Origin of the sequence: Actinokineospora enzanensis DSM 44649, from assembly GCF_000374445.1 — a bacterium.
In the GTDB taxonomy this organism is placed as follows: Bacteria; Actinomycetota; Actinomycetes; order Mycobacteriales; family Pseudonocardiaceae; genus Actinokineospora; species Actinokineospora enzanensis.
Map to the genome: position 1 here is coordinate 1 of NZ_KB894429.1, position 14,975 is coordinate 14,975.

Below are 14,975 nucleotides of genomic sequence, written 5' to 3' on the forward strand. Positions count from 1 at the left end.
GGTGTCCCTATGGGGTTGTCAAGCCGCAGCCGGGGCGGGAACAGGCTCGGGTGGCCGGTAGTGGGTCTTGTTGCGGAGCATGGCGAACAGGACGTCGCAGCGGCGACGGGCCAGGCAGATGAGCGCGGCGTTGTGCTTCTTGCCTTCGGCTCTCTTGCGGTCGTAGTAGGTCCGGCTGACCGGGTCGGACAGGGCGGCGAACGCGGCGAGGAAGAAGGCTCGTTTGAGCTTGCGGTTGCCGGTGCGGGCGGGGTGTTCGCCCTTGATGGAGGACCCGGAGCTGCGGGTGACCGGGGCGATCCCGGCGTAGGCGGCCAGATGCGCCGAGGAGGCGAAGCTGGAGGCGTCGCCGATCTCCAGAAGGATCCGGGCGGCGGTCCTGACGCCGATGCCGGGCATCGACGTCAGGACCCCGGCAAGAGGGTGCGCATCGAGTATCCCCTCGACCTCGGCGGCGACCTGTTTGCGCTGCGCGAGCACGGTTTTCAGGCTGTCAGCCAAGCGGGGCAGCACGGTGTCCGCTGCTGCGGTGCCTGGAACGATGACCGCCTGTTCGTCCAGAGCTGTCAGGATCGCGGTGACGAGCTTGTCGCCCATGCGGGGCGCGTGTGTGGTGGCGATCGCTGTGAGTTTGCGGCGCCCGGCTTTGGCGATGCCGGTCGGGCCGCCGCAGCGGGAGAGGATCTCCAGCACGGCGGGGTGGGCGATCTTCGGGCCGATGGCGCGTTCGAGGGCGGGGTGGACGCCGGTGAGCAGGCCGCGGATGCGATTGGACAACCTGGTGGCCTCGCCTGCCAGGTCGTCGTCGAACCCGACCAGCACGTCCAGCTCGGCCAGGGCGTCGTCGCCGACGTCGACCGGGCGCAGCGTGTGCGGCAACGACCTGGCCGCGTCGGCGATGATGAACGCATCCCGGGCGTCGGTTTTCGCCCGCCCGGGATAGAGGTCGGCGATGCGGCGCATGGCCAGGCCGGGCAGATAGGCGACCCGGTGGCCGGCGGCGCGGGCGACCGCGACCGGCAGCGCGCCGATCGTCGCGGGTTGATCGACCACCACCAGCAGCGAGCCATGCTTGGTGAGCTTGTCGAACAACGCTCTCAGCTTGGGCTCGCTGTTGGGCAGGGGCCCGTCATGCAGCCGCTTGCCGGTCGGGTCCAAGCCCACAGCGTGGTGGGTGCCCTTACCGACGTCCAGGCCGAGGAACACCCCGAAACCGCTGCTCATCCAGTATGCCGTTCGTTCGTCGCGAATGGTCGCCGGTCGAGCATCGATGGCCGGCACCCACGTTACGACGAGACCTACCAGGTTGGCGGCCGTGTCCCTATCAGCGGTCCCTCGATGCCACCAGGCCCGGTGACACCACCCCCCGGATCATGGGTTCGACTGGGGGCGTCAGTCATGCCGGACCTGGCGACCACAACTCCTTGATCAGGAGCTACGAAGAAGGTAACGGGGGCAGGTGCCCGACCTGTGGCCAGGTACCTGATCAGGGCCCATTCGATCGGCCGGCGGCCATTCGGTAGGGCGGGTGATCAGGGTGATGTCCCGGGTCGGCGGTGGGTCAGGTGGTCCCGGGGGCTTGGCGGACATCCGGTCGGTTGATCACGGAGGGCGCTGGGACTGGGTGTTTGCGTGGGTGTGCGGGTCCGGGCAGGCGCAGGTCGGGCGGATCATGAGGATGTCGGGGCGGGCGCCGATCGGATGCGGGTCAGTTCCGGCTGGGTGTGGATCGCCCCGGACGGCCCGGAAGCCTCGGTTGGTGCGGATGGTGGGCTGGGCGGCTGTCGGACTGGTCGGATGTCGGGCTGGTCGGATGTCGGGCTGGGCGCAGATCGGATTGGGCGCGGGGCGCGGGCGATGGCGTGCAGGTCGGCGATGGTGTGTGCGGCGGCGAGGCTGCGGTCGGTGGGGTTGAGTACGAACTGCCGCAGCAGCTGGGCGAGTTGGGCGTGCCTGGGCTGGCGGCTGTAGGGCCGTGTTGGGGGCGGGGCTGGTGGTTGTGCGGGCATCGCTCGGTTCCGGGCCTCGCTTGGGAGATGCCGTTGCGGGGTGATTGTTCGCCTGGCTGGGCGCCGATTCGGGGGTGGGCAGGCGCGGGTGATTCTCTGTGGTTGAGTGTCTGGTTTGGACATAAGGGTGCCCTGGGTGGGGGCTGAATCGGGCGGTGGTCAGGGGTCAGGCGATCATGAGGTAGATCGAGACCGTGCAGCCGATGGTGACCACTGACCAGCGTAGGGCTTCCTCGTTCATCCACCGCGCGATCCGGGCGCCCAGGTAGCCGCCTGCCAGGGAGCTGGGGGCGGCGGCGAGGACGGCGGTCCAGTTCACCGGGCCCCAGGTGGCGAAGATGGCGACGCTGATCAGGGAGTCGACCAGGGATAGGGCGGCTTTGAGGGCGTTGAGCTGGCGGAGGTCCTCGGCGGTGGTCATGGCCAGGGCGACCAGGATGATCACGCCGAGGGCGCCGCCGAAGTAGCCGCCGTAGATGCCTGCGGCCAGGAGGACCAGGGGGAGGATGGCGGCTTGGAGGGGGCTGCCGTTGCGGGGTTCGGTGGTTTTGGCGAGTTTGCGGAGCCGGCGTTGGGCGGCGAGGAGGGCGGTGGCGAACAGGACCAGGCCGGGGACCACCATGTTGAACGCCGCTGTGGACGTCGACAGCAGCAGGATCGAGCCGATCACCGTTCCGATGCCGGTCGCGATGGACAGGACGATCATTCGGTGTTTCGGTTGTTTTCGGAGTTCCGGGGCGAAGCCCCAGACCTGGCCGAGGAAGCCGGGGCAGTTGGCCACCGTGTTGGTGACGTTCGCGGTCAGGGTGGGCAGGCCGACGCCGAGCAGGGCCGGGAACAGCAGTAGTGAACCGCCGCCCGCGATCGAGTTGACGGCGCCTGCGAGGAGGCCCGCGACCACCACCACGACCAGGGAAAGGAGGTCCATGTCACCGGCCCGTGGCGGTCGGGATCACCTGGGCCACCTCGTCGGCGATGGCGGGGGCGAGGCGGTAGCCGAAGCCGCTGGCCGCGCCCGCGAAGACGATCCGGTCGCCCACGTGGGTGACCACGGGTTCGCCGTGCGCACTGTAGGCGTCGCAGAAGACACGTCCTGCACTGTATCGGCCGGGGAGGCCGGGCACACAACGGTGCAGGACGTCGTTGGCCTCGATGACGTCGCGGGCGGTCAGGCCGCGGGTGACCGTGTCCGGGTCGACGTCCCACTGGCGGCAGGTGTAGCTGAACAGCCAGTGTCCCGCCAGCGGCATCAGGAACGCGTCCTCGTCCTGGAACACCACCACCCCCGCGTCCGCGGGCACCGGTTCGTCCACGTGCAACGCCACGACCTTCTTCACCCGGGCGCCGACCGGTGCGAGCAGGTCCCGCCAGGCAGGAGCGTCCAGCCACGGTCCCGGCGCGAGTACGACGTGGTCGGCCACCAGGTCGTCGTCGGTACCCAGGCGCAACGTCACCTCGGCCGCGGCCGGTTCCACCGCGGTGACCTGCACGCCCTCCCGTACCGCGATCCGACCACGCAACTCCCGCGCAACGGAACGGGACAGCCCGTGCACGTCCGCGTAGTGTCCACCTTGGACACTCCAGACCCGGGCGGACTCGGCGATGGCGGGCATGTGGGCGCCGATGCCGGGCACCCGGGTCGGCCGCGAGCCCGGGATGTAGACCGGCGGCAGCTCGTCGGCGGCGGTGACCACGTGCATGGCGACCGGGTGGATCGGCAGGGACGGGTCGGCCGCGGCCAGTTTCTCGTACCAGTCCTGGCTGTACGCGGTCATGCGCCGGAAGCGGTCGCTGTAGCCGCGCGGGATGTGCGTGCCCGCGGACAGCCTGCTCGCCCCGCTGCCCGCGATGTCCCGGTCCAGCAGGGTGACCACGGCGCCCGGTCTGCGCTCGGCCAGCTCGCGGGCGACCAGACAGCCGATGATGCCCGCGCCGACGACGGCGATCCGCTCACGCGCCACGGGGTCACGCACCGCCCGTCACGCCGTCCAGTGCCGGGTCGGATGACCAGCGCAGGAACGACGCGGCCTGCTCGTCACTCTTGCGCCCGAGGATCCGGTCGACGATGCGCTGGCTGCGCCAGGCGATCAGGCTCAGGTTCGGGTCGGCGAGGCCGCGCTGGGCGCGTGCCCCGTTCTGCACGAAGATGTTGTGCTCGGCGGGTCCGTCCCAGCGCACCGCGAAGTCCTGGTCGATGCTGGGTTCCTCGCCCTCCCACCGCAACCGGTCGGCGATCGGGGCGAGCAGGTCGAGCCCCTGCGGGCGGAACCCGGTCGCCCACACCACCGTGTCCGCGCCGAGCCGTTCCACCGCGGGCGGTCCGGTGGCGGGCTCCAGCACCAGCTCCCAACCGCCGTCCGAGGCGGGCAGCACCGAGGTCACCGACCGACCCGGGTACAGCGCGAACGGGTCGCGTTCGCCGTCGATGAACCGCAGCTCGTAGCAACGTTGGTAGATGGCGCGCAGGGTATGCGCCGAGATGCCGTCGCTGGCCAGGACGTGTGCCGCGTTGAATGCCGCGCGATCAATGCGTTCGAGTCCGGCGAAATGATCCGAGAAGCCGGGCATGAAGAAGTCGTTGGTGAACGGCGTGTCGTCGATCGGGAAGAAGTTGGCCCGCCGGGAGACCCACGACACCCGCGCGGGCCGCCGGTCCGCGGGCCGGGAGACCAGGTCCAGGAACGCCTCGGCCCCGGACTGGCCGCCGCCGATGATCGCCACCCGCCGCCCGGCCAGGTCGGCCGCCCGGATCACGTGGTCGTTGACGTGGAACTGGGTGTCCCGGCGCAGGTCCGCCACCCCCTCCGGCACCCACGGCCGGATGCCGATGCCCAGGACCACGTTGTCCGCGGTGATGGTCCGCTTGTCGGTGCGCAGCACGAACACACCGTCGAACCCGACCTCCCGTACTCGCTCGCCGAACAGCACGTTCTCGTTGTTCTCGCACACCCAGCGCAGGTAGTTGCGGAACTCCCGGCGCGGCATGGCGTCGAACTGCGCGTTGACGAAGTGGTAGATCCTGCCCTGCGAGTGCAGGTAGGCCAGGAACGAGAAGCGGTTGGTCGGGTCGGCCAGCGTCACCAGGTCCTTGAACAGCGACACCTGCAGCGACGCGCCCGGGATCTGCTGGTTGTCGTGCCAGGCGAAGGTCGGCTTGGCGTCCAGGAACAGGCTGGAGGTCTCCGGCCGCCCGTGCAGCAGCGCGGCCAGACTCAGGTTCGCCGGGCCGACGCCGACGCCGACGCAGCCGAAATGCGGGCCGCGCGGGCTCGGCAGGGGAGTGGACTGCGTGGACTGCATTGTTCCACCTCGGTGGTAGTCGGGACGTTACCGGACGAGCACGTTGCCGTCCGCCGGGCGGTAACGCCGCGACCGCCGCAGGTCGGCCAGTACGAAGGTGCGTTGCAGCCAGCGGTCCTGGCCGTCGTAGCCGGGAGTGAACGCGGTGCGGCCGTGCACGGTGACCCGGTTGTCCACGATCGCCAGCTCGCCCGGCCGCAGCCGGATCGTCTGCGCCACCGCGCCGAACGCCTGCTGCAGCTCCGCCATCGCCAGCCGGGCCCGCGCGGTCTGCGGGGTGGTGGCGTGGAAGTCCAGGCACACGTCCGGGTCGGCCCAGTCGCCGGTGAGCACGGCGTGCGCGCTCACGCTGTCCGGGTCGAACGCGCCGAACGACGGCGGTGGCGTGGTCACGAACTCCTCGCTGAACAGCGCGTCGCGGTCCACGGAGCTGAGCAGCGGCAGCGCCTGCCGGATGCACGCGGTGCGCAGCCCGGCCGTGCCCTCGCGGTCGGCGCGCAGGCACAGCAGCATGACGAAGTCGGGCCGGTGCTCGTGGAAGGCGTTCTCGGTGTGGAAGGAGAGCAGCACCGAGCCGGTGTTGCCCTGTACGTCCTCCTGGCCGGGCACCGGCACCACGTCCTGCACGAGGGCGCCGCCCTTCTCGGCGCGGAACGCGGCCGGGTCGCCCAGCCCGCAGGCGACCATGACCAGCACCGCGGCGGCCACCGAGGTCTGCGATTGCACCGAGCCGGACACCGTGGGCGTGGCGGGCACCGGGCCGAGCGGCAGCCCGCCCAGCAGCGCCGCGCCGAACGGTCCGGAGTCGCGGCGGAACCGGCCGAGCGGCTCGCGCAGCGCGGCGGGCAGTTGGTGCCAGGCCTCGCGGGCCCGGTCGACCCAGTCGTCGTCGTCCACCAGGCGGGTACCGCTGCGCGCCAGGCGCTCGGCCGCCTCGTCGACCAGTTTCGCGGTCATGTCGTCGAGTTCGACGACGTGGTCGCGGATATCGGGTGCTGTTGCCAGCGTCATCACACCTCACCCCGGTTCGGCGTTCGCACTTCGGATGTCACGTCTCGGTGGGGAGTTCCTCGATCACGGTCTCGCCGCTGGTCGCCAACGGCAGGTACCGCTCGTACCGTTCGACGAGCCGGATCCGGCCGTCCGGCAGCGGTTCCGGCGTGCTCACGCAGCGGCCCAGCACGATCTCGCCGGTGACCAGGACCATGGTGTAGCCCATGGTGATCACGCCTTGGTCGTCGCGGACGCCGGTCAGCACGCACCGGCGCACCCGGCCGCCGCCGGACTCCGCCCACACCAGGTCGCCGTCCTGGTGGTAGGTGGCGATGGGGGCCGAGCCGTCCGGCGCGACCTCGCCGCGGAACCGGCGTCCTTCGTAGTCGATCAACATGGGTCTCCTCCGGGTACCGGGTGGTCCATCGCGGTCAATCCGGTCGGTTCACTTCGGTCGCCGCCGATCCGAGCGGTCAGTGCCCGGCCGATCAGCGGGGCGAACTTGAACGAGCCGCCGCCGCACGCGGTGAGCGCGAGCACCCCACCGGCGAACTCCACCAGCCGGGCGCCGCCGTCGGGGCCGATCGTGTAGTGGCAGTCGCGCGCCCCGACCACCCAGCCCGGCTCGAACGCCGGGACCAGCTCGCGGAACAGCCCGACCAGCGCGTCGGTCCTGGTCGGCGTGGTGCCGTCCACTTCGGACACCGGTCGGCAGGCGCTGTCCGCCGACAGTTTCAGCTGTGTTCCCCCGACCGGTGGCACCAGCCACGCGCCGGAATCGGTGCCCAGCGAAGGGATCGCGGGCAGCGCGGGCCACGCGGGCGGCGAGCAGTAGAGCATCGTCTGTCGACGCACGGTCACCTGGTCGTCTTTCACCACACTACGCGTCCACGGTCCCGCCGCGACTACGATCCGGTCACCATGCAACACCCGGCCGCCTGCCAGTCGCACCGCCCCCGGCTCGACGGCGACGACCTCGTTGTGCGGCAGGAGATCGACGTCGGGTTGAGCGAGCAGCCACGCGACGACCGCGTCCAACACCTTGTCCGCCAGCAGAACACCGGCGTCCCGTTCGAGAAAACCCGTGCTGCCGTCCGGGAAGACGAACTGGGGGAACCGCCGCCGGAGCTCCGCCGAGTCGAGCCGCTCGCCGGGAACCGCGGTGGCCTCCGACACGCGCGGTCCGACGGACAACGCGCCGACGACATGATAGAAACGCTTGCCCAGAACGGATTCCAGCCGCAACCACGCCTCATGCGCCCGCAGTCCCGCGAGACTGGTCGACGGGTCGCCCGGGTGCAGCGCGCGCAGGTTGCGGTGCTGGTCGTGCGAGGAGGCGGCGGGATTGGGCAGCGGACCCCGCTCCACGAGCGTGACCCGGTGCCCGGCTCGCGCGCATTCCAACGCGGTCAGCGCACCGACCACGCCGCCTCCCACGACGACGACGTCCACAGTTCCTCCCCCCGGCGACTGTGCTCAGATCCGCGCGGTCACCCTCACGTGACCGGCGCGGCAGGCGTCAACCTCGGCACCTCGAACGGCCGCACCGTGTCCACCTCGTAGTCGGCCGGGTCGAGCGTGCCGTCCCAGCCGCCCGCCGCCCGCGCCCGCTCGGCGAGGTCGACCAGGATCGGCGAGGCACCCGCGATCAGCGCGCGGACCTGCAGGAACAGGTCACCCGCCTGGGCGCCTTCGCGTGCTGCCCTGGTCAGCCGGTTGAGCTGGGCGTCGACCAGGTCGGCGGCTCGCGAGGGGCTGTAGTGCTCGGCCTCGTAGCAGTCGATGAACCGGTCGAGCATGGCGCGCACGCGCAGCCGGGCGTCCTCGCCGACCGGAAGCTCACCCTCGGCGGGCACGGCGTCGAGCGCGTCGGCCAGCTCGTTCCACGGGTGCACGAGCCGGGTGTCGGTGACCCGCTCGACCGCCTCCCGGCCGAACGTGGTGCGCTGGTGCTCCGGCCCGGTGAGCGCGAGGTGGAACCGGACGGCGTCGCGGCTCAGCCGTTCCAGCAGCTCTCCGATGTAGACGACGCGGCCGCGCGTGGTGGAGAACTTGTCGTTGTCCAGCTCGTAGAACTCGTTGGAGATGATCTTGTCCGGCAGTGCGTAGCGGCCGTCGTGCGCCATCAGCAGCGCCAGGTGGGTCAGGCACCAGAAGTAGACGATGTCCGAGCCGATGAAGTAGATGATCTCCGGGTCCTGCTCGGCCAGCCAGAGGTCCACCTCGGCCACGTCGCCGCCCAGCTCCCGCGCGGCGAACCGGGTGCAGTACATCGCGGCCGGGATGCCCTCGACCCAGGCGTTGAGCACCTGGCCCTCGGTGCCGGGCAGCGGGGAGGGGAGCCCGTAGGAGAGCGGGTAGGTGACCGGGAAGTCCGGCAGCGGCCGGGCCAGGGCCTCGCGCAGGAACTGGAGGGTGCGCGGCCGCAGCTCGGCCGTGCGGGCCTCGTAGAAGGCGGTCAGCTCGGTCCGGTAGCGCTCCATCGGCAGCACGAGCACCTCGAACTGCTTGGTCACCACCGGGACGTCGGGGGCCACTGTGGACCACGGGTCGAGCAGCTGGTCGAAGTTGTTGGGGTGCCCGCACATCTCGCACACCCCGCCCCGGCTCTCGCTCACGCACACCGGGCAGTAGCCCGCCACGAACCCCTCGACCAGCACCTCGCCGGTGTCCGAGCGGCACGGGAACGACACCGTGCGCAGCTCCAGTTTGTCCTTGTCGTGCAGCTCGGTCACGAACCGGTAGGCGTTCTCGCGGTAGTCGTCGTCGTAGGGGGCGTAGCCGTCGATGGAGATGCCCGCCAGCTCCAGGGTCCGGCCGATCGCGTCGTGCGAGCGCGCGGCCAGCTCCTCCGGCGTGGTGCCCTGCCGGGCGGCGCTGGGGACGAGGTAGGTCTGGCTGTCGTCGGTGCCGGTGGAGAACACGACCGTGCGGCCGCGGGCGCGCAGGTAGCGGGCGTGCACGTCGGCGCCGAGGAACGGGCCCGCGAGGTGGCCGATGTGCAGGTCGCCGTTGGGCGTGGGGGAGGTGTCGATGACCACCGCGGGCCGCCGGGTCATGACGACGCCTCGTGCCGCTCGGCGAACGCGGCCGCCAGGTCGGTGTCCCACCACACCGTGTACATCTGGAAGTCCTCGTCGGCGTGGTTGAACACCTGGTGCTCGGTGTGCGGCGGGAAGTGCACGATGTCGCCCTGCCGGAACGCCACCCGCTCGCCGTTCGACTCCAGCACCGCCTCGCCGGAGACGGCGATGAAGATCTCGTAGTCGTGGTGCGCGTGCTTGGTCGAGGACCCTCCCGGGTGGACCACGCACCAGGCGCCCTTGAACGGGGCGTTCAGCGCGGGCCACGGCACCAAGGGTTGCGAGAAACCGTTGTCCGGTCCGAGTTTCGAACGGTCGAGGCTGCGGAGCTCCACAGTTCCCCCATCTCTGGTCGTGGTGTCGGACGGTTCACACGCTGGACGGTTCACACGGTGGCGGCGAGCAGGCGCAGGGTGTCGTGCACGCCCTCGTGCACCTCGACGCGCGGGAGCAGCGCCTTGTCCACCTTGGTGACGCAGCTGTAGTTGGTGTCGACGACGTTGGCCAGCGGTGTCCTGGCGGTCTGGGACAGCAGCTGGTAGGCGTCCATGAGGTCGAGCCGGTGCAGGTCGGCGAGCCAGTGGACCATGTCGACCTGGCTGATCCGCCAGGCGTCCTCCAGCGGGCGCGCGGACCCGATCACGGCCAGCGCGTCGTCGCTCTCCAGCCGCGGCCAGGCGGGCGCGTGCCCCTTGACCAGGTCGACGATGAGGGTTACCGCCATGGCGCCCTCCACCGCGGTGCCGCAGGACTCGCCCTCGCCCTGGCGGTAGTGGCCGTCGCCGACGGAGAACAGCGCGCCGGGCACGTTGACGCCGAGGTAGCAGGTGGTGCCCGCGCGGACCTCCGGCGAGTCCATGTTGCCGCCGAACGCGTCCGCGGCCATCGAGGTGCGCACCTCGCCCTGCGCGGGGGCCACGCCGACCGTGCCGAGCATCGGGGCCAGCGGCAGGTCGACGGTGAAGTCCGTGGCCAGTGCGGAGAAACCGACCGTGCCACGGGCGCGGTCGACGGAGTAGATCCAGGTTCGTTCCGGCAGCGGGTCCTGCAGGGTCGCGGTGCGGCCGGTGGAGGTGAGGCCGCCGAAGCCGGGAATGGCGCAGGACGCACCCCAGTCCCGGGCCGGGGACAGCGCGGCGATGTGCAGCACGAGCGTGTCGCCCGGTTCCGCGCCGCGCACGTGGAACGGTCCGGTCTGCGGGTTGACCGGCAGGTCGCCGACGACGGCGGTGAACAGGTCGCCGTGACGCCGGATGCGACCGCCGAACGCGTCCTCCGTCCACAGTCGCAGCGCGGTGCCCGGGTCGATCACGGCGACCGGCTCGGCGCCGCCGAATGTGTACCGGTACTGCTCACGCGTCGGTCGAAACTCGACTACCTCCATTGGAACCCCTCCGCGAACCCCCGGCCCTCGCGCACGGCGGACACGTCCATGACCCCCAGCCGCGGCCCCCGGGACAGTGCGGCCGTTGCGGCACTAACGTAAACAGGGGCGGACGACCGACCGCAAGACGTCCGGTCGGTGATCACCGAAATGGGGTAAGGCTCAGGTGGAAAGTTCACATGTGGGTAAACCGAGGGCAACGTCCACCCACAATGAACCCTTTGCGGGGCAGTCGATCCACCTCAAGGGCCGGTAATCTACCGCGCCGCACGGAGGTTCGGCAGGCCGCGGCGCCCGCGCGAGGTGCGGATGCCATACGTCTTGCGGGTCAACCACTTGGGTCGAGGGCATCGGTGCAATCCCGGGTGTGACCCGACTTTCGGTGGTAGCCGTCGGTGCCGTGCGCCTGATTGTGTGTCGGGTGCGCGCGACGGAGGTGGGGTGTCCGATGTCCCGGCCGGGCTGGGACAGGATCGGCTATTCGGCGCTTTCCCTGCCATACCAGGAGTTTGCGAAGTTCCGGCCGTACTCGACATCCGACTCGGTGTGGCGGTGGAAGTCCCGGTCGCGCAGCGTGCGCCACACCGGGGCGGGGCCGCTCTCGGCACGGGTCACCACCCGGCGGGCGAACTCGCGTTGCGTACGGTCCACTTCGGCCAGAACGTCGCCCGGCGACCAGTCCACCCCGCGGGCGAACTCGCGCAGCCGGGTCGGCCGGTCGGGCGGCGTGGCGAACCCGCGCTGCCGTGCGCGTTCGTCGTCCATCACCGGGATGATGAACCAGGCCAGGAACCCGATGTCGTAGGTGGGGTAGCCGGGCTCGGCCATGTCCCAGTCGATGACACCGCACACCTCGGGACCGGTCGGGGACCACAGCAGGTTCCACGGACCGAGATCGCCGTGCTGGACCCGCATGCCCGCGCCGGGCGCCCCCGCCGCGCTCTGCCACACCGCGTCGGGCGGGCACACGTAGCCGTCCAACGCCTCGGTCAGCCTGCGGGCCAGCACCCCGCACTCGAACGCGCCACGCGGCGACTGGATCTCGGGCAGGAACGGCCAGCCCTGGTCCCGGCCCGCGAGCACGGTCAGCTGCTCGTGCCCGGCGGTCAGCCCGACCGGCCGCGGCACGAGGTCGCAACCGCCTGCCCGCAGCGACCGCAGCAGGTGGTGGACCGACGCCGTCCAGTGCCCGGCGGGCCGGGTCACCACGTCGGCACCGACGGTCACCCCGCGCTCGACCAGCCCCGCACCGCGAACCCGCTCGTCCACACCGGACTCCCTCGCCTCGCCGTACCACCGGTCCGAAACCCGCTCGAACCTATCGTGGACGGGAGGAAACGCCTACCGGATTCGGTAGCCGACCCACTGCCCCGGCGTCGCCGGTGTCCGCTGCCTGGTCACGGCGCGGCGGCACCGTACCCGGTCGCGAGCGCCGGTGTGTGGTCGCGGTGTGGTGGGGCACTCGAAGGTGTTAAGGACGCATCGACAGAGTGGCGGGAACTCGTCGTCACCCTGCATGGTCACGGCTGAGATGTGCCGTCCATGAGGGGAAACGATGGATCAGGGCCCGGCCCGGCTCGCGGTGGTCGTCGGAGCGCTCGGTGTGGTGTTCGGGGACATCGGGACCAGCCCGATCTACACCCTGCAGACGGTGTTCAACCCCGCCGACCCGCATCCCGTCCCGGTCAGCACCGAGAACGTCTACGGGGTGGTGTCGCTGGTCTTCTGGTCGGTGACGATCGTCGTCACCGTCACCTACGTGCTGCTCGCCATGCGCGCCGACAACGACGGCGAGGGCGGGATCATGGCGCTGATCACGCTGCTGCGCCGGTGGGGTGCGCGGCGGGGCCGGGCCTCGGCGGTGCTGGCCGCGCTGGGGATCTTCGGGGCGGCGTTGTTCTTCGGCGACAGCATGATCACGCCCGCCATCTCGGTGCTGTCGGCGGTGGAGGGGCTCAAGGTCGTCTCGACCGGGCTGGACGGGGTCGTGGTGCCTGCCACGGCGGTGATCATCGTGGGGCTGTTCCTGGTGCAGCGGCGGGGGACGGCGGCGGTCGGGCGGCTGTTCGGGCCGGTGATGATCGTCTGGTTCGGGGTGGTCGGCGCGTGCGGGGTGGTCGGGATCGTCGATCACCCGGGCATCCTGCGGGCGTTGTCGCCGACGTACGCGCTGGGGTTTCTCGTGGGTCACTTCGATATCGCGTTCTTCGCCATGGCCGCCGTGGTGCTCGCGGTGACCGGTGCCGAGGCGCTGTATGCCGATATGGGGCATTTCGGTCGCCGGGCCATCACCCGGGGCTGGCTGGTGTTGGTGTTCCCGGCCTGTACGTTGAGCTACTTCGGGCAGGGGGCGTTGATCCTGGCCGACCCGGAGAACATCGGCAGCCCGTTCTTCCTGCTGGTGCCGGGGTGGGGGCGGTTGCCGATGGTGGTGTTGGCGACGGCGGCCACGGTGATCGCGGCGCAGGCGGTGATCACCGGTGCGTTCTCGGTGACGTCGCAGGCTGCTCAGTTGGGGTATCTGCCCCGGTTGCGGATCGCGCATACGTCCGAGTCGACCATGGGGCAGATCTACGTGCCGTGGGTCAACTGGTTGTTGATGCTGTCGGTGTTGGCCTTGGTGTTCGTGTTCCGTGCGTCTGCCGCGTTGGCGTTCGCGTTCGGCATGGCTGTCACTGCGACGATTTCCATCACTACGTTGTTGTTTCTGTTCTATGCGCGGTGGCGGTGGCGGACTTCGCTCTGGGTGCTTGTTCCGGGTGGTTCCGTTCTGTTGGCGGTCGATCTGTTGTTCGTCGGTGCCAATATGACGAAGTTCCTGCATGGGGCTTGGTTGCCGTTGTTGATCGGGTTGGCTGCGTTCACCGTCATGACGACCTGGCAGCGGGGGCGGTGCATTGTCACTGCGGAGCGTGAGCGGCGAGAGGGGTCGCTGCGGGAGTTTGTCGAGCAGATGCGGGGGATGGGGTTGGTCCGGGTTCCCGGTACGGCGGTGTTTCTCAATCGAGGGAAGGAGACCGCGCCGCTGGCCATGCGGGCCAATGTCGAGCACAACCGTACCCGGCATGCGTGTGTGGTGATCATGTCGTTGAGTACGGAGACGGTTCCTCGGGTGCCCGCGGAGGGACGGCTCGTGGTCGACGATCTGGGGTATGGCGATGACGGGATCGTTCATGTCACGGCGCGGTTCGGGTATATGGAGGCGCCGGATGTGGTGGGGGCGTTGGCCGGGCTGAGGCTTGCCGAAGGGGAGATGGATCTGGGGCGGGCTTCGTATTTCCTGTCGAAGATCGAGCTGCATCGGGGGGCGACGCCCAGTATGGCGTTGTGGCGGAAGCGGCTGTTTATCGCTACCTCGTATATCACGGCGGATGCTGCCGAGCATTTTGGGTTGCCACGGGATCGGACTGTCATCATGGGTGCGCATATTGATGTGTAGTGCGGGTGTCCGTCAGGGGTGCAGGAGCCAGGCGGTGAGCAGACCGCCGCAGTTGAGGGTCAGGTGGATGAGGATGGGGGTCAGTACGCCTTGACCTATGTGTCGGCACCAGTGGAGGAGTAGGCCGACTGCTGCCGCGGCTGTCATGGCCACGGCGGAGACGATCCATAGTGGAGTATCGGGGAACGTGGCCGCGACTGCGGCGTTGCGGGTGAGGGCCAGCGAGGGTAGGGCGTGCCAGAGGCCGAAAAGGGCGGCCGAGGTCAGTGCGGGCAGCCGGCGCCATCGGTCGGCTGGGCCGAGTAGGGCCGGGAGTACGCCGCGGAACGCGACTTCCTTGATGAGGACCGTGCCCAGGGGGATGCGCAGCAGGATGATCCACAGCAGGGTGCCGACACCGTAGGTGCCGACGCGGCCGTCGGTGAACACCGGGCGCAGGGGCGGGACGATGAGGGCGGTCGCCAGCAGGAGTGCCACGATGCCGGAGCCGAACAAGCCGAACAAAGCCGCACGGCGGAGGGTGCGTTGGCCCAGACCGACCTGGGTCGCGCCGAGCCCGCACCAGCGGGCCAGGCCGAGCAGGAGCGCCGTGGCTCCGACTCCGCACAGCGGGTAGGCCCAGCCTGCGACCACTCGGTTGGCGAGCACGGTGGTCGCCGTGAGCGCGGCAACCGCCGCCACCACAGCGATGATGCGACGACCAGCACTTACGTCGACATCGGGCGTGGCGGTGTCCATCTCACCGTCAGTATGCCCGCGACCTCATG

Annotated in this window: 13 protein-coding genes; 1 reads left to right on the forward strand and 12 read right to left on the reverse strand. The window is 70.2% G+C overall.

Annotated elements, in window-relative coordinates:
• Positions 1-18 precede the first annotated feature (18 nt).
• The 11 genes from C503_RS0126255 to C503_RS40940 all read right to left on the reverse strand — a co-directional run bounded on the left by C503_RS0126255 (position 19) and on the right by C503_RS40940 (position 12,038).
• Positions 19-1,224 (reverse strand): IS110 family RNA-guided transposase, encoded by a 1,206-nt coding sequence (locus C503_RS0126255; protein ID WP_018685199.1) that lies wholly within the window; start codon positions 1,222-1,224, stop codon positions 19-21.
• Positions 1,225-2,175: 951 nt separating this feature from the next.
• Positions 2,176-2,937, reverse strand: a complete 762-nt coding sequence (locus C503_RS0126260; protein WP_018685200.1) for a sulfite exporter TauE/SafE family protein — start codon at positions 2,935-2,937, stop codon at positions 2,176-2,178.
• A 1-nt stretch (position 2,938) separates the two neighbouring features.
• A complete protein-coding gene (locus C503_RS0126265) occupies positions 2,939-3,982 on the reverse strand; it encodes an NAD(P)/FAD-dependent oxidoreductase (protein WP_018685201.1) in 1,044 nt (347 codons plus the stop codon).
• Positions 3,975-5,309, reverse strand: coding sequence for a lysine N(6)-hydroxylase/L-ornithine N(5)-oxygenase family protein (locus tag C503_RS0126270; RefSeq protein WP_018685202.1), 1,335 nt, complete (start codon positions 5,307-5,309; stop codon positions 3,975-3,977). The genes C503_RS0126265 and C503_RS0126270 overlap by 8 nt, the downstream gene beginning before the upstream one ends.
• A gap of 27 nt (positions 5,310-5,336) precedes the next feature.
• Complete coding sequence (locus C503_RS0126275; protein WP_018685203.1) at positions 5,337-6,320, reverse strand: TauD/TfdA family dioxygenase; 984 nt, start codon at positions 6,318-6,320, stop codon at positions 5,337-5,339.
• 37 nt (positions 6,321-6,357) lie between these two features.
• The gene (locus tag C503_RS0126280; RefSeq protein WP_018685204.1) at positions 6,358-6,699 is read right to left on the reverse strand and encodes an avidin-fold protein; all 342 of its coding nucleotides are present in this window, start codon (positions 6,697-6,699) and stop codon (positions 6,358-6,360) included.
• A complete protein-coding gene (locus C503_RS0126285) occupies positions 6,693-7,754 on the reverse strand; it encodes an FAD-dependent oxidoreductase (protein WP_018685205.1) in 1,062 nt (353 codons plus the stop codon). The genes C503_RS0126280 and C503_RS0126285 overlap by 7 nt, the downstream gene beginning before the upstream one ends.
• 44 nt (positions 7,755-7,798) lie before the next feature.
• Positions 7,799-9,361: a class I tRNA ligase family protein gene (locus tag C503_RS0126290; protein WP_018685206.1), complete on the reverse strand. Its 1,563-nt coding sequence runs from the start codon at positions 9,359-9,361 to the stop codon at positions 7,799-7,801.
• On the reverse strand, positions 9,358-9,720 hold the full coding sequence (locus C503_RS0126295) for a cupin domain-containing protein (RefSeq protein ID WP_018685207.1): 363 nt from the start codon (positions 9,718-9,720) through the stop codon (positions 9,358-9,360). Before C503_RS0126295 ends, C503_RS0126290 begins: the two co-directional genes overlap by 4 nt.
• Positions 9,721-9,770: 50 nt before the next feature.
• On the reverse strand, positions 9,771-10,769 hold the full coding sequence (locus tag C503_RS0126300; RefSeq protein ID WP_018685208.1) for an acetamidase/formamidase family protein: 999 nt from the start codon (positions 10,767-10,769) through the stop codon (positions 9,771-9,773).
• 477 nt (positions 10,770-11,246) lie between these two features.
• A complete protein-coding gene (locus C503_RS40940; RefSeq protein ID WP_018685209.1) occupies positions 11,247-12,038 on the reverse strand; it encodes an aminoglycoside phosphotransferase family protein in 792 nt (263 codons plus the stop codon).
• A gap of 286 nt (positions 12,039-12,324) precedes the next feature.
• Here C503_RS40940 and C503_RS0126310 point away from each other — a divergent pair, with 286 nt between their 5' ends.
• Positions 12,325-14,208 (forward strand): potassium transporter Kup, encoded by a 1,884-nt coding sequence (locus C503_RS0126310; protein WP_018685210.1) that lies wholly within the window; start codon positions 12,325-12,327, stop codon positions 14,206-14,208.
• 12 nt (positions 14,209-14,220) lie between these two features.
• On the opposite strand, the gene C503_RS0126315 is transcribed toward C503_RS0126310, so the two are convergent.
• Entirely contained in the window at positions 14,221-14,946 is a 726-nt protein-coding gene (locus tag C503_RS0126315; protein WP_018685211.1) for a CPBP family glutamic-type intramembrane protease, read from the reverse strand.
• Positions 14,947-14,975: the final 29 nt, after the last annotated feature.

What these genes read in the sequence shown, in the direction of transcription:
- C503_RS0126275 (WP_018685203.1), bottom strand. Translation starts at nt 6,320, where the DNA reads ATGACGCTGGCAACAGCACCCGATATCCGCGACCACGTCGTCGAACTC.
- C503_RS0126255 (WP_018685199.1), bottom strand. Translation starts at nt 1,224, where the DNA reads ATGAGCAGCGGTTTCGGGGTGTTCCTCGGCCTGGACGTCGGTAAGGGC.
- C503_RS0126270 (WP_018685202.1), bottom strand. Translation starts at nt 5,309, where the DNA reads ATGCAGTCCACGCAGTCCACTCCCCTGCCGAGCCCGCGCGGCCCGCAT.
- C503_RS0126260 (WP_018685200.1), bottom strand. Translation starts at nt 2,937, where the DNA reads ATGGACCTCCTTTCCCTGGTCGTGGTGGTGGTCGCGGGCCTCCTCGCA.
- C503_RS0126315 (WP_018685211.1), bottom strand. Translation starts at nt 14,946, where the DNA reads ATGGACACCGCCACGCCCGATGTCGACGTAAGTGCTGGTCGTCGCATC.
- C503_RS0126300 (WP_018685208.1), bottom strand. Translation starts at nt 10,769, where the DNA reads ATGGAGGTAGTCGAGTTTCGACCGACGCGTGAGCAGTACCGGTACACA.
- C503_RS0126280 (WP_018685204.1), bottom strand. Translation starts at nt 6,699, where the DNA reads ATGTTGATCGACTACGAAGGACGCCGGTTCCGCGGCGAGGTCGCGCCG.
- C503_RS0126310 (WP_018685210.1), top strand. Translation starts at nt 12,325, where the DNA reads ATGGATCAGGGCCCGGCCCGGCTCGCGGTGGTCGTCGGAGCGCTCGGT.
- C503_RS0126290 (WP_018685206.1), bottom strand. Translation starts at nt 9,361, where the DNA reads ATGACCCGGCGGCCCGCGGTGGTCATCGACACCTCCCCCACGCCCAAC.